The organism is Micromonospora sp. NPDC048930, assembly GCF_043197935.1.
In the GTDB taxonomy this organism is placed as follows: Bacteria; Actinomycetota; Actinomycetes; order Mycobacteriales; family Micromonosporaceae; genus Micromonospora.
Genome location: NZ_JBICUB010000002.1, coordinates 751,152 through 769,130, shown reverse-complemented (window position 1 = coordinate 769,130; position 17,979 = coordinate 751,152). Strand labels below are relative to the sequence as shown.

At 73.1% G+C, this 17,979-nt stretch carries 21 protein-coding genes, 3 tRNA genes and 1 riboswitch; of the genes, 8 read left to right on the top strand and 16 right to left on the bottom strand.

Annotated elements, in window-relative coordinates:
• Nucleotides 1–51: 51 nt before the first annotated feature.
• The 8 genes from ACGFI9_RS09105 to ACGFI9_RS09070 form a co-directional block, all read right to left on the bottom strand.
• Nucleotides 52–125, bottom strand: a tRNA-Phe gene (locus ACGFI9_RS09105).
• Between the two features lie 75 nt (nucleotides 126–200).
• Nucleotides 201–274: transfer RNA gene (locus tag ACGFI9_RS09100), tRNA-Asp, on the bottom strand.
• Between the two features lie 33 nt (nucleotides 275–307).
• Nucleotides 308–380, bottom strand: a tRNA-Glu gene (locus ACGFI9_RS09095).
• Between the two features lie 155 nt (nucleotides 381–535).
• Nucleotides 536–1,324 (bottom strand): polysaccharide deacetylase family protein, encoded by a 789-nt coding sequence (locus ACGFI9_RS09090; protein ID WP_393176612.1) that lies wholly within the window; start codon nucleotides 1,322–1,324, stop codon nucleotides 536–538.
• A gap of 77 nt (nucleotides 1,325–1,401) precedes the next feature.
• On the bottom strand, nucleotides 1,402–2,433 hold the full coding sequence (locus ACGFI9_RS09085) for a MerR family transcriptional regulator (protein WP_393176610.1): 1,032 nt from the start codon (nucleotides 2,431–2,433) through the stop codon (nucleotides 1,402–1,404).
• Nucleotides 2,423–3,037, bottom strand: coding sequence for an isopentenyl-diphosphate Delta-isomerase (idi, locus tag ACGFI9_RS09080; RefSeq protein WP_393176608.1), 615 nt, complete (start codon nucleotides 3,035–3,037; stop codon nucleotides 2,423–2,425). Before idi ends, ACGFI9_RS09085 begins: the two co-directional genes overlap by 11 nt.
• Nucleotides 3,034–4,515, bottom strand: a complete 1,482-nt coding sequence (crtI, locus tag ACGFI9_RS09075; protein ID WP_393176606.1) for a phytoene desaturase family protein — start codon at nucleotides 4,513–4,515, stop codon at nucleotides 3,034–3,036. Before crtI ends, idi begins: the two co-directional genes overlap by 4 nt.
• Before the next feature lie 28 nt (nucleotides 4,516–4,543).
• Nucleotides 4,544–5,698 carry a polyprenyl synthetase family protein gene (locus tag ACGFI9_RS09070; RefSeq protein WP_393176604.1) on the bottom strand — a complete coding sequence of 385 codons (1,155 nt, stop codon included), beginning with the start codon at nucleotides 5,696–5,698 and terminating at the stop codon, nucleotides 4,544–4,546.
• Nucleotides 5,699–5,764: 66 nt separating this feature from the next.
• Here ACGFI9_RS09070 and ACGFI9_RS09065 point away from each other — a divergent pair, with 66 nt between their 5' ends.
• Nucleotides 5,765–6,706, top strand: a complete 942-nt coding sequence (locus tag ACGFI9_RS09065) for a phytoene/squalene synthase family protein (RefSeq protein ID WP_393176602.1) — start codon at nucleotides 5,765–5,767, stop codon at nucleotides 6,704–6,706.
• 35 nt (nucleotides 6,707–6,741) lie between these two features.
• Here the strand turns inward: ACGFI9_RS09065 and ACGFI9_RS09060 are convergent, their stop codons facing one another.
• Nucleotides 6,742–7,842, bottom strand: coding sequence for a serine hydrolase domain-containing protein (locus ACGFI9_RS09060; protein ID WP_393176600.1), 1,101 nt, complete (start codon nucleotides 7,840–7,842; stop codon nucleotides 6,742–6,744).
• A gap of 91 nt (nucleotides 7,843–7,933) precedes the next feature.
• Between ACGFI9_RS09060 and ACGFI9_RS09055 the strand changes: the two genes are divergently transcribed.
• Both ACGFI9_RS09055 and ACGFI9_RS09050 read left to right on the top strand, forming a co-directional pair.
• Nucleotides 7,934–9,418, top strand: a complete 1,485-nt coding sequence (locus tag ACGFI9_RS09055) for a dihydrolipoyl dehydrogenase family protein (RefSeq protein WP_393176598.1) — start codon at nucleotides 7,934–7,936, stop codon at nucleotides 9,416–9,418.
• Nucleotides 9,419–9,528: 110 nt separating this feature from the next.
• Entirely contained in the window at nucleotides 9,529–10,341 is an 813-nt protein-coding gene (locus ACGFI9_RS09050; protein ID WP_393176596.1) for a hypothetical protein, read from the top strand.
• A gap of 15 nt (nucleotides 10,342–10,356) precedes the next feature.
• Here ACGFI9_RS09050 and ACGFI9_RS09045 read toward each other — a convergent pair whose 3' ends face one another.
• The 4 genes from ACGFI9_RS09045 to ACGFI9_RS09030 all read right to left on the bottom strand — a co-directional run bounded on the left by ACGFI9_RS09045 (nucleotide 10,357) and on the right by ACGFI9_RS09030 (nucleotide 12,341).
• Nucleotides 10,357–11,121: a crotonase/enoyl-CoA hydratase family protein gene (locus ACGFI9_RS09045; RefSeq protein WP_393176594.1), complete on the bottom strand. Its 765-nt coding sequence runs from the start codon at nucleotides 11,119–11,121 to the stop codon at nucleotides 10,357–10,359.
• An 84-nt stretch (nucleotides 11,122–11,205) separates the two neighbouring features.
• Complete coding sequence (locus ACGFI9_RS09040) at nucleotides 11,206–11,631, bottom strand: PIN domain nuclease (RefSeq protein WP_393176592.1); 426 nt, start codon at nucleotides 11,629–11,631, stop codon at nucleotides 11,206–11,208.
• The gene (locus ACGFI9_RS09035; RefSeq protein WP_393176590.1) at nucleotides 11,628–11,837 is read right to left on the bottom strand and encodes a type II toxin-antitoxin system VapB family antitoxin; all 210 of its coding nucleotides are present in this window, start codon (nucleotides 11,835–11,837) and stop codon (nucleotides 11,628–11,630) included. The genes ACGFI9_RS09040 and ACGFI9_RS09035 overlap by 4 nt, the downstream gene beginning before the upstream one ends.
• A gap of 45 nt (nucleotides 11,838–11,882) precedes the next feature.
• Nucleotides 11,883–12,341: a MarR family winged helix-turn-helix transcriptional regulator gene (locus ACGFI9_RS09030; protein ID WP_393176588.1), complete on the bottom strand. Its 459-nt coding sequence runs from the start codon at nucleotides 12,339–12,341 to the stop codon at nucleotides 11,883–11,885.
• An 88-nt stretch (nucleotides 12,342–12,429) separates the two neighbouring features.
• On the opposite strand from ACGFI9_RS09030, the gene ACGFI9_RS09025 reads away from it, so the two are divergent.
• Nucleotides 12,430–13,377 (top strand): zinc-binding alcohol dehydrogenase family protein, encoded by a 948-nt coding sequence (locus ACGFI9_RS09025; RefSeq protein WP_393176586.1) that lies wholly within the window; start codon nucleotides 12,430–12,432, stop codon nucleotides 13,375–13,377.
• A gap of 76 nt (nucleotides 13,378–13,453) precedes the next feature.
• Here ACGFI9_RS09025 and ACGFI9_RS09020 read toward each other — a convergent pair whose 3' ends face one another.
• A complete protein-coding gene (locus tag ACGFI9_RS09020) occupies nucleotides 13,454–13,645 on the bottom strand; it encodes a DUF397 domain-containing protein (protein WP_393176584.1) in 192 nt (63 codons plus the stop codon).
• Entirely contained in the window at nucleotides 13,636–14,403 is a 768-nt protein-coding gene (locus ACGFI9_RS09015; RefSeq protein WP_393176582.1) for a Scr1 family TA system antitoxin-like transcriptional regulator, read from the bottom strand. Before ACGFI9_RS09015 ends, ACGFI9_RS09020 begins: the two co-directional genes overlap by 10 nt.
• A 199-nt stretch (nucleotides 14,404–14,602) precedes the next feature.
• Between ACGFI9_RS09015 and ACGFI9_RS09010 the strand changes: the two genes are divergently transcribed.
• Together ACGFI9_RS09010 and ACGFI9_RS09005 are read left to right on the top strand one after the other, a co-directional pair.
• Complete coding sequence (locus ACGFI9_RS09010) at nucleotides 14,603–14,800, top strand: hypothetical protein (protein WP_393176580.1); 198 nt, start codon at nucleotides 14,603–14,605, stop codon at nucleotides 14,798–14,800.
• Nucleotides 14,797–15,045, top strand: a complete 249-nt coding sequence (locus ACGFI9_RS09005) for a flavin reductase (protein WP_393176578.1) — start codon at nucleotides 14,797–14,799, stop codon at nucleotides 15,043–15,045. Before ACGFI9_RS09010 ends, ACGFI9_RS09005 begins: the two co-directional genes overlap by 4 nt.
• A 1-nt stretch (nucleotide 15,046) precedes the next feature.
• Here the strand turns inward: ACGFI9_RS09005 and ACGFI9_RS09000 are convergent, their stop codons facing one another.
• A complete protein-coding gene (locus ACGFI9_RS09000; RefSeq protein ID WP_393176576.1) occupies nucleotides 15,047–15,946 on the bottom strand; it encodes a DMT family transporter in 900 nt (299 codons plus the stop codon).
• A gap of 96 nt (nucleotides 15,947–16,042) precedes the next feature.
• A riboswitch (cobalamin riboswitch) is annotated at nucleotides 16,043–16,242 on the top strand.
• Nucleotides 16,243–16,275: 33 nt separating this feature from the next.
• Here ACGFI9_RS09000 and bluB point away from each other — a divergent pair.
• Complete coding sequence (gene bluB, locus ACGFI9_RS08995) at nucleotides 16,276–16,896, top strand: 5,6-dimethylbenzimidazole synthase (protein WP_393176574.1); 621 nt, start codon at nucleotides 16,276–16,278, stop codon at nucleotides 16,894–16,896.
• Between the two features lie 158 nt (nucleotides 16,897–17,054).
• A complete protein-coding gene (locus tag ACGFI9_RS08990) occupies nucleotides 17,055–17,912 on the top strand; it encodes a Rieske 2Fe-2S domain-containing protein (protein WP_393176572.1) in 858 nt (285 codons plus the stop codon).
• Nucleotides 17,913–17,979 lie beyond the last annotated feature (67 nt).

Below are 17,979 nucleotides of genomic sequence, written 5' to 3'. Positions count from 1 at the left end.
CGGATGATCTCCGGTGGGGCGTTTTCCCTGCTAGCCCGGCGAAAGGCTATGTGGCCAGGGGCGGGGTCGAACCGCCGACCTTCCGATTTTCAGTCGGACGCTCGTACCAACTGAGCTACCTGGCCGTGGTGCTCGGCTCATGCTACCGCACAGGCCGATACGCAGAACGCCGCGCGGGAAGGGCGCGGCGTCAGCGCTTGCGGTCCTGACGGGACTTGAACCCGCGACCTCCGCCTTGACAGGGCGGCGAGCACTCCGACTGCTCCACAGGACCTAGCTGGTGTTGCATCCGGCCGGAACCGGACCGTGCCCCCAACGGGATTCGAACCCGTGCTACCGCCTTGAAAGGGCGGCGTCCTGGGCCGCTAGACGATGAGGGCGGCCCCGCCATCATTGCACACTCGCAACTTCAAGCGGACTTGCTCCCATCCGGCCCCGCCGGAGGCATGAGAAGCATATGTCATGCCTCCTCGGACGACCAAACCGGTATGGCTACCGGCACACCGAGGGACGAAAGCACAGCTCAGAGGGGGTGTTACCGGAGCCGGGAGATCCCGTACCGCCGTCGCAGGTCGGGGATCAGGGTCCGGCAGGCGGCCATCGTCTGGCTCCGGTCGCCACCCGCGTCGTGCATCAGTACGACCGAGCCGGGGCGGGCTGCCGACTCCACCCGCTTGATGATCGTCTTCGCCGGCGGGCGGTTCCAGTCCTGCGGGTCGACGCTCCAGTGCAGCGGACGCATGCCGAGCTTGGCCGCCACCGCCACCTCCTCGGCCGTCCACCGCCCGCCCGGCTGCCGGAACCAGGTGATCTTGGCGTTCGGCACGGCGGCCCGGATGGCCTGGTTGGTCCGGAGCAGGTCGGCGCGGATGTCCGCCACCGGGCGCCGGCCGAGGTTCATGTCGTGCCGCCAGCTGTGGTTGCAGAGCTGGTGGCCCTCCCGGACGATCCGCGCCACCAGTTGCGGATAGCGCCGGGCCTCCATGCCGACCAGGCAGAACGTCGCGGTGACGTGCGCCGCCCGGAGCTGGTCGAGGATCTGCGGCGTCCAGCGCGGGCTCGGGCCGTCGTCGAAGGTCAGGGCCACCCCTCGGTCGCCGGTGTGCCGGCGCAGCCCGGCGGGCAGGGTCTTCGGCAGCGGGCGCAGCTGCGGCTTCGGCGGGGTGGTGCGGCTCGGGCGCGGCTTGGGCGTCGGTTTCGGCGTCGGGGCGGCCGATGCGGCCGGCGGGCCGCCGGCCTGGGGCGGGGTCTTGCCGGGTTCACCACAGCCGGCCAGGAGGAGGGCCAGGCCGACGGCGAGCGCCAGCACGGGGGGTGGACGCATCGTCGCTCCCGAAGAGGGGGTCGGGGTACGCGGACTTTCCGACGGTAGTGGACGAAGCGCCGATCCGGGAGGGGCGATCAGTCGGTCGCCGACCGGTCCAGCGAGTCGCGCACGGCCATGGTGAGCGAGATCGCCTCGGCCAGGTCCGCCGGGCGGACCACCCCGGCCGGCAGCCCGTCGGCCCGCCACCCCGGTCCGGCCGCGAGGGCCAGCAGCGGACGCCGTGGGGCGGCCAGCAGCGCGGAGAGCTGATGCGGATCGGCGGTGGCCCCGGTGTGCGACCAGAGCACGACGGCCGCCGGCCCGGTCCGGCCGACCGCCTCGACCAGGGCCGCCACCGGCACCCGCGCACCCAGCATCCGGTAGCTCACCCCGGCCTCGGCCAGGGCGGCGGCCAGCGCCTCCAGCGGCAGGGTGTGCTGTTCCTCGTCGGCGCAGGAGAGCAGGATGCGGGCCGGCCCGGTGGTCGGATGGGCCCGGGCCACCGCGGCGAACGCCTCCGAGACGCACCGGGACATCAGGTGCTCCACCTCGATCAGCCCGGCGGTGGCGGCGTGCCGCTCGCCGATGCCGGCGAGCACCGGGCGGAGCAGCCCGTCCCAGGTGGCGACCACGCCGTCGGTGGCCAGGGCGTGCCCGATCGTCTCGCCGATGGCCCCCGCGTCCAGCCGCATGGCGGCCCGGGCCAGCCCACGGGCGGCCGGCCCGGCCCGGCCGACCGGGATGGTCGCCCCACCGCCGTCCCGGGCGCCGACCACGCCGGCGGCGCCAGCCAGGCCGACGGCGTCATCCGCGCCCACGGTGCCCGCTCGCCGGGCGGCCTCAGCCGCGCCGAACCGGGGTTGTCGCCGGAGCCGCGCGCCGAGGTCGGGCGGAACGGCGGGGGACCGCCGGGCCCAGCGGGCGGCCTCGGCCGGGGTCACGCCTTCCGCGGTGAGCCGCCGCATGATCTCCAGGCGCGCCAGGTCAGCCGGGGTGTAGCGCCGGTGCTGCCCGGGTACGTGTTCGCTGGGACCGAGACCGTAGCGCTGGTGCCAGGTGCGCAGGGTGGTGACCGCGACCCCCAGCCGGCGCGCGACGGCTCCCGCGCTCAGCGCCTCATCGGCCACCCGGCCGCTCCGGTGCCTCATCGGCCGGCGTACCGGGCGGAACGGCGCGGGACGCGTCGGCGGCGGGCGGGGCTGGCCGCAGCAGCCGGTTCACCACCCCGCCCAGCCACGGCGCGTACGCCCCGGGATCGGCGTCGAGGTCGGCCTCGAGTTCGCGCGGGTCGACCCAGCGCAGGGTGGCCACCTCGTCGGGATCCGGCCGGGTGGGCAGGTCGGCGGGCACGTCGGCGCGGAGCACGTGGTCGTACTCGAACTCGACCCGGCCGGTGGCCGGATCCGCGGCGTGGTAGACGTACACCCCGACCTCGGCGAGGTCCACCGGGCCGATGCCGAGCTCCTCGGCGAGGCGGCGGTTGGCCGCCTCGAACAGCGACTGGCCCGGCATCGGGTGCCCGCAGCAGGAGTTGGCCCAGCGCAGCGGGAAGCGGGTCTTCGCGGGGGCCCGCTGCTGGAGCAGGATCCGTCCCTCCGGGTCGACGAGCAGCACCGAGAACGCCCGGTGCAGCCGCCCCGGCGGCTGGTGGGCGGCGGCCACCGTCGCCTCGCCGTGCGGGCTTCCGGTGTCGTCGACCAACTCGACCAGGTGCCCCTCCCGGGCGGTCACGACGCGCTCCCGGTGATCCGCGAGGCGGCGAGCTTGCCGCTGATCAGCACCATCGGTACCCCCACTCCCGGCTGGGTGCCGGAACCCACGAAGACCACGTTGTCGAGCGTCCGGTGCAGGTTGGCCGGACGGAACGGGCCGGTCTGGAAGAAGCTGTGCGCGGCGGCGAACGGTGTGCCGGCGGCCATGCCCTGCTCCGCCCACTCCGCCGGGGTGACCGTGCGCAGCACCTCGATCCCCGCGCCGAAGCCGACGTAGCCCCGCTCCTCCAGGGTGGCGATGAGCTGGTCGGCGTAGCGGCGGGTCAGGTCGCCCCGCCAGTCGAACGGCGCCCGGTCGAGGTTGGGCACCGGGGCGAGCACGTAGTAGGTGTGCCGCCCGGCCGGGGCCACCGACGGGTCGGTCCGGCTCGGGTTCGTCACCAGCAGCGACGGGTCGGTCATCAGCTCGCCTCGCCGGATCACCTCGTCGAATGTGCCGCGCCAGGACCGGCCGAAGTGGATGTTGTGATGGGCGATCCTGCCATAGCCCTGCCGGGATCCGACGTGCAGCACCACGCACGAGGGCGAGTAGGTGAGCCTCCGTCGCCGGCCGGCGGGCAGCAGGTCGCGGTAGGCGACCGGCAGGTCCGGGTTGAGCACCACGACGTCCGCGGGGACGAGTTCACCGTCGGTGGTCAGCACGCCGGTGGCCCGGCCGTGCGCGGTCTCCACCCGGCTCACCGTGGTCCCGTACCGGATCTGCACGCCGTGCTTCTCCGCCGCGCCGGCCATCGCCCGGGAGACCGCGTGGACGCCGCCGCGGGGGAAGAACACCCCGGCCACCGAGTCGAGGTACGCGATGACCGCGTAGATGGCCAGCGCGTCGTGCGGCGCGAGGCCGGCGTACATGGCCTGGAAGGAGAAGATCCGCTGGGTACGCGGGTCCCGGAAGAACTGGTTGATCTTCGTCTGGAGCCGCCGGAACGCTCCGTTGGCCAGCAGCCGCAGCAGGTTGCCGGTGAGCAGGTCGGTCGGGGCGTCCAGGTTGCGCTCGATGAAGTCGGCCCGTTCCCACCGCCAGAGGTTGCGGGCGTAGTCGACGAACCGCAGGTAGCCGTCGGCCTCGCGGGGGCCGCAGACCCGGGCGATCTCGGCGGCCATCCGGGTGGTGTCGGTGATGACGTCGAGCGTCGACCCGTCCGGGTAGTACGCCCGGTAGGCCGGGTCGAGCGGGGTCAGGTCGAGCCAGTCGGTCAGCTCCTCGCCGACCGCGCCGAGCGCCTCGGCGATGAGGTCGGGCATGGTGAGCACGGTCGGGCCGGTGTCGAACTCGTACCCGTCCACGCTGAGCCGGCCGGCGCGCCCGCCCGGCACCGGCTCGCGTTCCAGGACGGTCACCTGCCGGCCGCTCCCGGCCAGGTGCAGCGCGCAGGCCAGCCCGCCCAGGCCGGCGCCGACGACCACCACCCGGTCGGTACGTCCGTTCACGGTGCGCACCCGACCACCCCCCTCGCGAAGTTGCCCATCATGCCCGCCGGGTGGCGGCGGCGATGGCGAGGCCGGCCAGCGCGGTGCGCGCGGTCCCGTCGATCGACGCGGTGTCGAGCGCGGCCAGCGCCTCGCCCACCCGGTCGGAGATCATCCCTTCGACCCGGGACACCGCACCGGTGTCCCGGACCAGTTCGGCCAGCCCGGCCACCTCGGGCGACGCGGTGACCGCGCCGGCCCGGTCGAGCGCCCGGCGCTGCGCCGGGGTGGCGAGCTGCCGGGCCAGCATGAGCAGCACGGTCGGCTTGCCGGTACGCAGGTCGTCCCCGGCCGGCTTGCCGGTGGCGACCGGGTCCCCGTACACCCCGAGCAGGTCGTCGCGGAGCTGGAACGCCTCCCCGACGGCGAGCCCGTACCGGGTGTACGCGGCGATCAGCGGCGAGTCCGGGTCGGCCCCGGCCAGGCAGGCGCCGAAGAGCAGCGGGCGCTGGACGGTGTAGCCGGCGGTCTTGTAGCGGGCCACCCGCAGCGCCCGGTCCACGGACCAGTTCGCCGCGTCGTGCTCCCCGAGCACGTCGAGGAACTGCCCCGCGACGGTCTCCACCCGCATCTGGTCGTAGCAGCGCCGGACGTCGAGCAGCCGGGCCGGCGGCACGGCGGCGTGCGCCATCAGCCGGTCGGCCCAGACCACGCAGAGGTCGCCCACGAGCACGGCGACGGCTTCGCCGTACCGTTCCGGGTCGCCGGTGTGGCCGGAGGCCCGGTGCCGGGCGGCGGCGGCGCGGTGCGCGGTGGGCCGCCCGCGTCGGATGCCGGAGCCGTCCATCACGTCGTCGTGCACCAGCGCGAAGGTGTGCAGCAGCTCCAGCGCGGCCAGCGCCGGCAGCACCGGCGGCAGCGGCTGGTCGGCCCCGACCACCCCGCGCCAGCCCCAGTACGCGAAGGTGGGGCGGACCCGCTTGCCGCCGGCCAGCACGCAGTCGCGGGCGGTCGCGGCGAAGCCGCCCATCGCCGCGTCGATCTGGGTGAGCGAGTCGACCTCGGCGGCGAGGAACGCCGTCAGGGTGTCGTCGACGCCCCGGACCAGGTCTTCCGTGAACGTGGCCAGCACGTCGCGGACCGGATCGTCCGTCGCTCCCGGCTGTGCCGGCGCCACCCGGAGCGCATCACCGGCGACTGCGTCGTTGGCCATGCGGGCGAGCGTACCCTAGGGTTTACGAGTTGCGTCGATTGGTGCGTCGAATACGAGGGAGGGCCGGTGGACGGCGATCTCACCGCTGCCTATGACCGTTGCCGCGAACTGCACAGACGCCACGGACGTACCTACTATCTCGCCACCCGCCTGCTGCCGGCCTGGAAACGGCGGCACGTGCACGCCCTGTACGGCTTCACCCGCCACGCCGACGAGATCGTCGACCGCACCGAGGAGCTGCCGACCGCCGACCGGGCCGCCCGGCTCGCGGAGTGGTCCCGCCGGTTCGTCGCCGGCCTGCACGGGGAGCCGGTCGACGACCCGCTGCTGCCCGCCGTGCTGCACACCATCGCCGTCTTCGACCTGGACCGCGCCGACTTCGCGTCGTTTCTGCGCAGCATGGCGATGGACCTGACCGTCACCTCCTACCCGACCTACCACGACCTGCTCGACTACATGGAGGGCTCGGCCGCCGTCATCGGCACCATGATGCTGCCGATCCTGGGCAGCTCCGACCCGGCCGCGGCCCGCGAACCGGCCCGCCAGCTCGGCCTCGCGTTCCAGCTCACCAACTTCATCCGGGACGTGGCCGAGGACCTCGGCCGGGGGCGGACCTACCTGCCCGACGAGGACCTGGCCCGGTTCGACGTCACCCGGGAGGACCTGCTCGCCGCCCGGGCCGCCGGCCGGGCCACCGCGAAGATCCGCGACCTGATCGAGTACGAGGTGACCCGTGCCCAGGCCCACTACCGGGCCGCCGCGCCGGGCATCCCGCTGCTCACCCCCGCGTCGCAGGCCTGCATGCGCACCGCGTACGCCCTCTACGGCGGGATCCTCGACGAGGTGGCCGCCCAGGACCACGACGTCTTCGTACGCCGGGCCGTCGTAGCCCGGCGGCGGCGGGCGGCGGTGGCCGCCCGGGCGCTGCTCACCCCGGCCGGCACGCCGGTGGTGGTCCCCGGCCCGGCGGTCCAGCCCGTCCTGGTGAAAGGAGGGGTCCCCGCTTAACGCCTGGCGTTGTGAAGGGGGCCCCTGCAAACACGTCAGAGGCAGGAGTGCAGCGCCTCGACCAGCTCGTCCACCCGGTCGTGCTCGGCCAGTCGGGACGTCGCGTAGGCGAAGGTGTAGCCGCGCTCCGGGTCGGCCCAGGCGCTGCTGCCGCCGATCCCACCCATGCCCCAGCTCCCGTCCGGCTCCCAGCCCATCCCCAACGTCCAGGACGCCCGCCGGTCCAGCACCAGGTCCGGTCCGTCGTACTGCACCCGGGTCGCCTCGGCGACCAGCTCCGGGCTGAACCGGCGTACCCCGTCGAGGGTGCCGCCGGCGAGCAGGCCCGCGTAGAGCCGGGCCAGGGCGGACGCGGTGGCGTGCAGGTTCACCGCCGGGATCTCGGCCGACCGCCACAGCGGGCTGTTCACCATCGTCACGTCCCGGCCGCCCGGCGGATTGTCCAGCGCCCGGGCCCGCAGCGACCCCGGCTCGCCGCGCGTCCGGTCCGGCCAGGCCGGATCGGCGTACGACAGGGCTGCGCACCGCCGCTGGTCGGCCGCGTCCAGGCCGAAGCCCAGGTCGAGGCGCCACGGTCCGGCGATCTCCTCGGCCAGGAAGCGTCCCACCGGCCGCCCGTCCACCCGGCGGACCAGCTCGCCCACCAGGTGCCCGTACGTCCAGGCGTGCTCGCCCGCGACGGACCCCGGCGTCCACTCGGGCTCGGCGGCGGCCAGATCGGCGCAGAGCAGCGCCCAGTCGGCGACCGTCTCGGCGGGCCGGGGCACCGGGAACGCCGGCAGCCCGGCGGTGTGGCTGAGCACCTGCCGCACGGTCGCCGGGGTGCGGAACTCCGGCCAGTACGCGGACACCGGCGCATCGAGATCCACCAGGCCCCGGTCGACCAGGGTGAGCAGGCAGAGCGCGACCACCGGCTTGCCCACCGAGTAGACGTTGACCAGCGTGTCCGGCCGCCACGGGTCATCCGCTCCCGCCGCCGTGACCACCGCCCCGGGCGGTACGGCGGCGCGGGTGCCGCCGACCAGGTCGACCACGGGCGTGCCGTCGTACCAGATGGTCAGGGCCGCGCCGGTCTCCCGGCCGGCGGCGAACAGATCGTAAAAGCAGTCCCGGACCGGGGCGAAGCGCGCGTGCACCCGGCCACCGTAGTGGTCCGGCGGGTTACCGGCGCGGGAAATCCGGCGCGGAGCGGTCGCCACGGCCGCCCGGGTGCGGAATGCTGGCGGGATGGCGGATCCGGAACTGGTGGACGTGGTCGTGCTCGGGCTCGGGGTCGGCGGCGAGGAGGTGGCCGAGCGGCTCGCCGACGCCGGCCTCACCGTCGTCGGGATCGAGCGGAACCTGGTCGGCGGCGAGTGCCCGTACTGGGGCTGCATCCCGAGCAAGATGATGATCCGCGCGGCCAACGCGCTGGCCGAGGCGCGCCGGATCGACGAGCTGGCCGGCTCCGCCGAGGTCCGGCCCGACTGGGCGCCGGTGGCGAAGCGGATCCGCGAGGAGGCCACCGACACCTGGGACGACAAGGTGGCGGTGGACCGCTTCACCGGCAAGGGCGGCCGGTTCGTCCGGGGCAGCGGCCGGCTCGACGGCCCGCACCGGGTACGCGTCGGCGACCAGGTCTTCCAGGCCCGGTACGGGATCGTGCTCGGCACCGGCACCCGCCCGTCGATCCCGCCGATCGACGGCCTGGCGGACACCCCGTACTGGACCAACCACCAGGCCATCGAGGTCGAGGAGTTGCCGGAGTCGCTGCTGGTGCTCGGCGGTGGGGCGATCGGGCTGGAACTTGCCCAGGTCTTCGCCCGGTTCGGCGTCCGGGTGACCGTGATCGAGGCGGCCGGCCGGGTCCTCGCGGTCGAGGAGCCGGAGGCCTCCGAGATCGCCGCGAACGCGCTGCGCGCCGACGGGGTGCGCATCGAGACCGGCGTGCGGGCCCGGCGGGTCGCTCACGACGGTTCCCGCTTCACGGTCCACGCCGACGGCACCGAGTTCACCGGCGAGAAGCTGCTCGTGGTGACCGGCCGCAGGGCGCACCTGGAGGAGTTGGGCCTGGACACGGTCGGCATCGACGCCAGCCAGCGGTACCTGCCGGTGAACGAGCGGATGCATGTCACCGACGGGCTCTGGGCGGTCGGTGACCTCACGGGCGAGGGCGCGTTCACCCACATCGCCATGTACCAGGCGGGGATCGTCGTCGCCGACGTGCTCGACCACATGCGACGCACCAAGGGCGGCCCCGACGCCAGCGGCACCGCCAGCGTGGTCGGCGGGGCGGCCGGGGTGGTCAGCGCGGTCGGCGGGGCGATGAGCGCCGGCGGGTCGACCACCGCGCCGGGCAGCGTGCCGGTCGCCGACTACCGGGCACTGCCCCGGGTCACCTTCACCGACCCCGAGGTGGGCGCCGTCGGTCTCACCGAACAGCAGGCCCGCGACCGCGGCATCAACGTCCAGATCGGGTACAGCGACCTGACCTCGTCGACCCGCGGCTGGATCCACAAGGCCGGCAACGCCGGCTTCATCAAGCTGGTCGCCGATGCCGACCAGGGGGTGCTGGTCGGCGCCACCTCAGTCGGCCCGGCCGGTGGCGAGGTGCTCTCCGCGCTGGTGGTGGCGGTGCACGCGGCCGTACCGATCAGCCAGCTCCGGCACATGATCTACGCGTACCCGACCTTCCACCGGGCCATCGAGGCGGCGCTGCGCGACCTGCGCTAGCGGTTTCGCGGCAATTGCGTGACGCCTGTACGACAGGCTGTTGAGCTCGGTGACGATCTTCGGAAGGATGTTCTCGTTTTCTCTGGCGCCGATCCGAGGAATCGAGGGCAGTGGGGTTGTGGCTCTACCTGACGCCCTCGCCGACGTTCTCGCCGGAGACCGGGGTGTCGGCGGGAGACTCGGGCGGCGACACGGCCCTCTCCGTGCTCTTCATGCTGGTCCTCATCGTCGCGGTCGTGGTGGGCGTCTCCTCGTCGGCGAAGAAGAAGGAGCGGTTCGAGGAGGCGAAGCGCCGCGCCAACGAGATGTCCGATGAGGAACTCGTGGCGCTGGACCGGAAGCTGCTGGGCCGCCTGCACCGGGTGCACGGCGAGGACATCACCATGCGGGAGCTGAGCACGTCCGCCGGCGAGCCGTACGAGGACGCCTGCCTGGCGACGGAGCGGCTGATCAGGACGGGGCTGGCGGAACTGGTCGAGCGCGAGGGCCAGGAGGCGAAGCCGGCCCCCGACCCACGTCGCCGACCCGAAGCCGTCGACCGGATCCGGATAACGAGCGCGGGATCCCGCCACTTCCTCGACGGGATAGCGAAGGAGGGCTGGAAAGTGAACGGGGACTACATCACCGTCGGATCGAACTCAGTCGTCAACAACCACTCGGTCGTCGCCGGCTCGTTCAACACCATCGCCCAGAAGTACAGCGACGAGTTCGCCAGGGCCGTGCAGCAACTGGAGAAGACGGTCAACGAGGCGGGGAACCCTGAGGCCACGGAGTTGCTGGTGGCCTTCACCGAGGCGCTCGCCTCGGACCGGCGGCAGCCGTCGGTGCTCAAGCGCCTGTTCGCCGGGATCATCGAGGCGGCCCCGGCCGTCGCCGCCATGACGGGCGTCGTGAACACCATCTCCACCCACCTAGCGCAGTGACCCGGACCGGCACCGTCAGTCGGCCGGCCCGCCGTGCCGGCCGGCGCCGGCGGTGAACCGGGCCGCACCCTTCATCGCGTCGGTGATCAGGGATTCCATCCCGAAGGCGAGTTCGGTGGCCATCGCCTCCGGCTCGGGCAGGCCCGCGTTGGCGAGCAGCGCCGCCCGGTCGTTGCGCAGGCAGGTCTGCGGGAACCGGGCGATCTCGCCGGCCAGCCGCTCGGCCGCCGCCCGGGCCTCACCCGGCGCGACCACCCGGTTCACCAGACCCATCGCGTACGCCTCGTCGGCCGGGACCGGGCGGCCGGTGAGGATCAGGTCCATCGCCCGGCTCTCGCCGATCAGCCGGGGCAGCCGCACCGTCCCGCCGTCGATCAGCGGTACGCCCCAACGCCGGCAGAACACCCCGAGCGTCGCGTCCGACTCGGCGACCCGCAGGTCGCACCAGAGCGCCAACTCCAGGCCGCCGGCGACGGCGTACCCGGAGATCGCGGCGATCACCGGCTTGGACAGGCGCATCCGGGTGGGGCCCATCGGGCCGTCGCCCTCCGGCTCGACCCGGTTGCCGCGTGGCGTACCGATGGCCTTGAGGTCGGCGCCCGCGCAGAACGTGCCGCCCGCGCCCCAGAGCACGGCGACCGCCGCGTCCGGGTCGGCCTCGAAGGCGCGGAAGGCGTCCGCCAGGGCCCGGGCGGTCGGGCCGTCGACGGCGTTGCGGGCCTCCGGCCGGTCCAGGATCACCGTGGTCACCGGCCCGGCGTGCTCGACGCGTACCCCCATCGGGTCAGCATGCCCGCGACGGCGGCCGGCGCGCCAGAGATTGCTGCGGTGGTGGGGTACGGATGGTCCGTGGGCGAACGTTTCCTACTTGATCGAACCAGCCGGTGCCAGCCGGCGCATCGGCTGGCCGGTCACCGCACCGACCTGATCGAAGTCCCGGTCGTAGTGCAGCAGGGACAGTCCCTGATGTTCGGCGGTTGCCGCGATGAGTAGATCAACCGCGCCAGCCGACCGGTGCGTTCCCCGCTCGGTCAGCTCCAGCTGTATCTCGGCCGCCCGCTCATATATCCGGTCGGGCATCGCTACCCAGCCGAAGGCGGCGCGGAGTTGCTGCTCAAGTCCGGCGCGGTCGGCGACGGATCGGGCGGAGTAGAGGAACTCCAGTTCGACGAGGGGGCATATGGCGACCAGACCGGCGGTGATGGTCGGCTCCCAGCGGGCCAGCACATCCGGGTCGCGGAGCAACCGGACGAGGGCGCTGGTGTCGATCAGGTAGTCGGCGAGCTTCACGACCGGTAGAGGTCCTTGTCGAGCAACTCGTCGAAGTCACCGGCCTGCCCGCGGCTGGCCAGTTCCGCCAGCGCGCGGGCCCGGCGCAGACGTGCCGCGCCCTCCCGGAGCGCGACGTTGACCGTGTCCTTCTTCGTCTTGGTGCCGAACGCCTTGGCCGCGTCGGCCAGCGCCTCATCGTCGACGTCCACGAGGATCTTGGTCATCCACGCCTCCTATATACGGCACGCGGAAGCAGTATATCCAACAGGTCACCGGCTGGCGTGTGTTGAGGGGGTCTGCTCGATGAGGGTGGCGGTGGCACGGTCGAGGAGTGCGCAGAACTGTCGGTGTTCCTCGGGGGTGAACCGGTCGGTGAGGGCGCGTTCGAGCACGATGACCTCCCGGTAGGCGCGGTCGAGCAGGCCCCGACCGGAGTCGGTGAGGGTGGCGATGAGCACCTTCGCGTGTACGGGCGACGGCTGGCGGTCGATGAGTCCCTTGTTCTGCAGACCGGTCAGGACGCTGGCCATGCTCTGCTGGGTTACCCCGCACGCGCGGGCCAGCTGCGCTCCTGACATGGCCTCCTTCCGGGAGAGGGCCAGCAGCACCGTGTACTGGGGCATGGTCAGCCCGTGGCCGCGCAGCACCGCTTCGTGGTGGCCCATCAGGGCCTGCTCCGCGCGGCGGATCCGGCTGCACAGATACTCCTCGACCGGCACGTCAGCCATGTAACAACTCCCTCAGTTGACTCAGGAACCTGATATTGCCTAGGGTTCGAGTATCAGAATACTGAGTCAAGACAGATGGCTGGACGTGATGAAGGCTGTTGTCCTGGACGCCAACGATCAGTTCCGTATCGCCGAAATGACAGAGCCGGTGCCCGGCCCGGGCGAGGTCGCGATCCGGGTCGCCTACTCGGGCGTGCAGTACGGCGACGTGTTGGTGCGCGAGGGTCACTTCCCGATTCCGCGGCCCTTCGTGCCGGGCTTCGAGGCGGCGGGTGAGATCGTCGCGGTCGGTGCGGGTGTGGACGAGGCGCGAATCGGCGAGCAGGTCAGCGCCCTGATCGGCGGGGGCGGCTACGCCGAGGTCGTGACCGCACCTGCGGTGCTGGCGATCAACGCCGCCGGGGTCGGGCCACGTGCGGCGGCCGGGTTCGGCTGGATCACGCCGACCGCCTACGACCTGATCAACACCGTGGCCGGGGTGCGGCCTGGCGACAGCGTGCTGATCCACGCCGCCGCCGGTGGGGTCGGGTCACTGGCCGGGCAGTTCGCCGACGCGGCGGGTGCCGAGCGGATCGTCGGTGTGGTCGGCAGCGCCGACCAGGTCGACTACGCCCACCGGTTCGGCTACCACCAGGTGCTGGTGCGCGAGGAGTTCCCCGACGCCCTGGGTGAGGAGAAGTTCGATGCGATCCTGGATCCGATCGGCGGCTCCACCCGCATCGAGAATCTGGCGCGGCTGGCCCCACACGGCCGGATCGTGGTCTACGGCAACATCGCCACCTTCGAACCGGTCACCGTGTCGGCCAACGACCTGCTGATGCAGGGGCAGTCGCTGTTGACCTACAACAGCAACCTGGCCAGCCAGACCAATCCGAAGAGGCTGGCCGACAGCGCAGCCCGCGCCATGAAGCTGGTCGCCGACGGGACGGTACGCATCGACATCACCGCCGAATACGAGCTGGCCGACATCGAGACCGCGATCGCGAACCTTGCCGGAGGGCTTACCCGCGGCAAGAGCATCGTCCGCGTCGGATGAGGCCGTCGACCTCGGCGGCTGGCCGGCGCGGCCGGCAGTGCCCTTCGGACGCTACGAGCTTGATGACGTGAATGGATCAGGCGCGGGCCGGCGGCTGGGTAACGAAGGTGCGCCAGGCGGTGGGGGTGAAGGTGAGGGTGGGGCCGGTCGGGTCCTTGGAGTCGCGGACGGCGACCACGCCGGGGAGGTTGTCGGCGACCTCGACGCAGGCACCGCCGTTGCCGCTGCTGCGGCTGCTCTTGCGCCACCGGGCGCCCGTCAGTTCCATGTCTCCGCCACTTCCGTGATGAGATCGACCGATTGCCAGTGGGACAGCGCCTCGCCGCGCACGTTCTCCCATGCGGCCATTATCGCCGCGAGGTCATCGACATCGCTAACCACTTGTCCCTGCACCTGGTTGTCGAGGTACCCGGCGAGCCGGTGGTCCGGGCACTGCGCGATCACGAACGGACCGTTCAAGCCGGCGTAGGCGCCGACCGAGGACGGCACGACGTGCACCCGGATGTGCGGTTCGGCGCAGGCGGCGACCAGGGCGAGCAACTGCTCGTGCATCGTCTCCCGGCCACCGACCGGCCGGCGCAGGACCGCCTCGTCGATCACCGCCGTGAACTGCGGCGGGTCGTCCCGACGCAGGACGCCCTGCCGGTTGAGCCGCGTGGTCAGGTGCCGCTCGATGTCGCTCCGGGGTATCAGGCCGGCTCCGGCGAGGACGGCCCGGGCGTACGCCTCCGTCTGGAGTAGACCAGGCAGGACGAGCGATTCGAACCATCGCAGGGCGACCGCTTCCCGCTCGATCTCCTGCCAGGGGCGGAACCAGACCGGGTCGCGACGTCTTGAAGTGTCCGGCCAAATGTCCGAGACGTCCCGGCCGAGCACCTCCGCCGCCGACACCCGGTGCCGGGCGTGCGGGATGCGGCCCTCGCTCAGCCAGCGACCCACCGTCTTCGGGTCCACCCCCACCCGCTCCGCGAGCGATTCGGTGGTGTGCCCGGTCTCGCTGAGCGCCGCCCGCAGCGCGTCGTTCACGGTCCCTCCCCAATGGACGTCTCAGATTTCTGCCGACCATATCGCTACGCGGTGTATCTGTCCGACCACCTTCGGCAGCGTGTTGCTCAGGACGGCGCGGCCGGTGGAGGTGAGGAGCCCGGCGGTCAGCGTCAGCGCCGGGGCCGCGCCGCCAACGACGTCGGGGCGGCCCCTTCCAACCCGACGGGAAAGGACAGGCATGCGTATCCGGTTCTGGCGGCACCGGCCCGAGGCGGCGCCGCGCGTACCCCGGCAGCGGACCCCGCACAACGAGCGCCCGGCGTGGGCGAGCCAACCCACGGACGTCTTCCCCACCGACGGGCCCGGCCGGGCCGGCAACCTCACTCGGGCGCAGCGGTGGCGGGCCGGCGGGTGGCGGAACGGCGGCCCGAGATGAGCCGAGCGGCCCGCCCTCACCTGCCGATGCGTCCGCTCTGGCTGTGCCGGACCTGCGGCGCGCCGTGGCCCTGCCAGCCGGCGCGGCTCGCACTCCTGGTCGAGTACCGCGCGGACCGGACCGCCCTGCTGATCTACCTCAGCACCCTGATGGCGGAGGCAGGTGCGCAGTTGTCGCAACTCAACGGGTCGGCCGTGGCGGAGGACCTGACCGAGCGCTTCCTCACCTGGGCGCGGGCCCGATGACTCAGCCGCGGCGGGCCAGGGTGGCGCCGAGGGCGGCACCCACCACGCAGGCCACGCCGGCCACCTGCGGCCAGGCCAGCAACTCGCCGAGGAGCAGCGCGCCGACCCCCGCCGCCACCGCCGGTTCGAGGCTGAGCAGCACCGCGAAGACCCGGGCCGGCATCCGGCGCAGCGCGGCCAGCTCCGCCGAGTACGGCAGCACGGACGACAGCAGCGCCACCCCGAGCCCGAGTGCGACGATCCGGGGGTCCAGCAGCTCGGTCCCGCCGGACGCCACCCCGAACGGCAGTACGCAGACCGCGCCCACCGCCATCCCGAGCGCCAGCCCCCGGCTGCCCGGCACGTGCCCGCTCATCGCCTTGCCGAGCAGCACGTACCCGGCCCAGCCGACCGCGATCAGCGCGCAGAGCAGCAGGCCGAACGGGTCCACCCCGGCCCCGCCCAGGCCGGCCAGCAGCAGGACGCCGGTGCCGGCCAGCACCGCCCAGAGCACGTCGACCACCCGCCGGCTGCCCAGCAGCGACACCAGCAGCGGGCCGGCGAAGCCGACGGTGACCGCCACCCCGAGCGGCACCCGCTGGAGCGCGGCGTAGAAGGCGAGGTTCATCGCCGCCATGGCCACCCCGAACGCCCCGATCAGGCCGGCCGCCCGCCAGCCGGGCCAACGGCTCGGGCGGGTGACCGCCAGCAGGACCAGCGCGCCGAGGCCGAGCCGCAGGGTGGTCGTACCGCCGGGGCTGGTGGCGGCGAAGAGCTGCTTGGCCACCGCCGCGCCGACCTGGGTGGAGACCATGCCGAGCAGCATCAGCAGGGGCGGCGGTACGGCCTCGGGGCGGCCCAGCGCCGCGACGAACCGGGCCGTGGCGGCCGACGACGGGGTACGGGAGGCGTGCGCGTACACCCGGACCACGATGACGGGCCGAGGCGCGTGCCGCGACGGATTTCCCGGGTGGGCCCGTCACCCGATGCGGCCGGACTGCGCCGACTAGCATCGGCGGCGGCAACGATCATGCGAGGTGCCCCGCCTGCGTGGGGAGAATCGGGAAGCCGGTGTGAATCCGGCACGGGCCCGCCGCGGTGACCGGGGAGCCTCCGTCCACGCGCGTCACGCGCAGCCACTGGCCGTACGGCCGGGAAGGCGGACGGGTGGGCGTCGATCCGGGAGTCCGAAGACCGGCCTCGCGTCAGTCGCCCACCCTCGTGTGGGCCGAGCGCAGCGGGAGCCTGCCTGTGGACCTGTACGACGTCATCCACCGCCGTCGCGACGTACGCGCCGAGTTCACCGGGGAACCGGTGCCGGACGACGTCCTCGACCGGATCCTGACCGCCGCCCACGCCGCGCCGAGCGTGGGCAACTCGCAGCCGTGGGACTTCATCCTGGTCCGCGACCCGGAGACCCGGCGCCGCTTCCACGCCCACGTGCAGGTCGAGCGGGACACCTTCGCGGCCGGCCTGGACGGGGACGCGGCGGCCCGCTTCGCCCGGATCAAGATTGACGGGGTGCTGGAGTCGACGCTCTCGGTCGTGGTCACGTACGACCCGGAGCGGGGCGGGCCGGCGGTGCTCGGCCGGCACGCCATCGCCGACGCCGGCCTCTACTCGGTCTGTCTGGCGATCCAGAACCTCTGGCTGGCGGCCACCGCCGAAGGGCTCGGCGTCGGCTGGGTGTCCTTCTACCGGGAGCCGTTCCTGGCCGACCTGGTCGGCGTCCCGCCCGGCGTACGCCCGGTCGCCTGGCTCTGCCTCGGTCCGGTCAGCCACCTCCAGACCGTCCCCGACCTGGTCCGCCACGGTTGGCGTACGCCCCGACCGCTCGCCGCCGCCGTGCACGCCGATCGGTGGCGGGGCTGACGGGGGCGCCACTGTTTCCGGGAAGTAGTGGCCTCGCCGCCGCTCCGAGGCCACTACTTCCACGATCGAGCGCGACCTTGGAGGCGGGGACGACCTCGGACGGGTGAATCGCCGTTGCCGGCCGGTTTGGGACCTGTTCTGCCGGGAAGTCGGACCAGGTGCGCGGACTAGTGAACAAACTCGAACAGGCCTCCGGGCTGGACAGGATCGGCGACCGGCTCCAGCGGGTCGTCCAGGGTGCCCTCCGCGGTCAGCGGATCCGGGACCTGCTGCACGGCGTCTGGCTGGGGCACCCGCTGCACCCGGCGATGGTGCAGGTGCCGGTCGGCGCCTGGATCAGCGCCGCGGTGCTCGACGCGCTACCCGGGCAGCGCCGGGCGGCGACCACCCTGATCGGGCTCGGCACGGTCAGCGCCCTGCCGTCCGCCGTCGCCGGGCTGAACGACTGGGCGGCCCTCTCCCGCGACCAGCGCCGGATCGGCCTGGTGCACGCCAGCGCGAACGTCATCGGCCTGACCTGCTACGCCGCCTCGCTGGCCGCCCGGCGCAACGGCCGGTACGACCTGGGCCGAGCGCTGGCGTACCTGGGGCTGTCGGCGGCGAGCGGTGGGGCGTACCTGGGTGGACACCTCGCGTACAAGCAGGGTGCCCAGGTCAGCCAGAGCATCTCGGAGCTGCACCGGGTGCGCGACGGTTGGCAGCCGCTGGGGGAGCTGTCCAGCCTGCCGCAGCGGCAACTCGTCACCCGGCAGATCGACGACGACGTGTCGGTGATCGTGTACCGGTACGGCGACGAGGTCACCGTGATGTTGGAGCGCTGCCCGCACGAGAGCGGTCCGCTCGGCGAGGGCCAGGTGCAGGAGATCGACGGGCACGACTGCGTGGTGTGCCCGTGGCACGGGAGCACGTTCCGGCTCACCAGCGGCGGCGAGGTGGTGCACGGCCCGGCCGCCAACGACCAGGTCACCCTGCCGACCCGGGTGGTCGACGGCCGCCTGGAGGCCCGCCTCCCCTGACCGGCCGCCATGCGCGGATCTTGGAAGAAAACGGCCCTCTGAAGGGCCGAAATCTTCCAAGATCTGC

Coding starts and splice junctions, on each gene's coding strand:
- ACGFI9_RS09020 (WP_393176584.1), bottom strand. CDS start 13,645: ATGGAACTGACGGGCGCCCGGTGGCGCAAGAGCAGCCGCAGCAGCGGC.
- ACGFI9_RS09005 (WP_393176578.1), top strand. CDS start 14,797: ATGAGCCGAGCGGCCCGCCCTCACCTGCCGATGCGTCCGCTCTGGCTG.
- ACGFI9_RS09090 (WP_393176612.1), bottom strand. CDS start 1,324: ATGCGTCCACCCCCCGTGCTGGCGCTCGCCGTCGGCCTGGCCCTCCTC.
- ACGFI9_RS09045 (WP_393176594.1), bottom strand. CDS start 11,121: ATGGGGGTACGCGTCGAGCACGCCGGGCCGGTGACCACGGTGATCCTG.
- ACGFI9_RS09030 (WP_393176588.1), bottom strand. CDS start 12,341: ATGGCTGACGTGCCGGTCGAGGAGTATCTGTGCAGCCGGATCCGCCGC.
- ACGFI9_RS09070 (WP_393176604.1), bottom strand. CDS start 5,698: ATGGCCAACGACGCAGTCGCCGGTGATGCGCTCCGGGTGGCGCCGGCA.
- ACGFI9_RS09055 (WP_393176598.1), top strand. CDS start 7,934: ATGGCGGATCCGGAACTGGTGGACGTGGTCGTGCTCGGGCTCGGGGTC.
- ACGFI9_RS09035 (WP_393176590.1), bottom strand. CDS start 11,837: ATGACCAAGATCCTCGTGGACGTCGACGATGAGGCGCTGGCCGACGCG.
- ACGFI9_RS09010 (WP_393176580.1), top strand. CDS start 14,603: ATGCGTATCCGGTTCTGGCGGCACCGGCCCGAGGCGGCGCCGCGCGTA.
- ACGFI9_RS09025 (WP_393176586.1), top strand. CDS start 12,430: ATGAAGGCTGTTGTCCTGGACGCCAACGATCAGTTCCGTATCGCCGAA.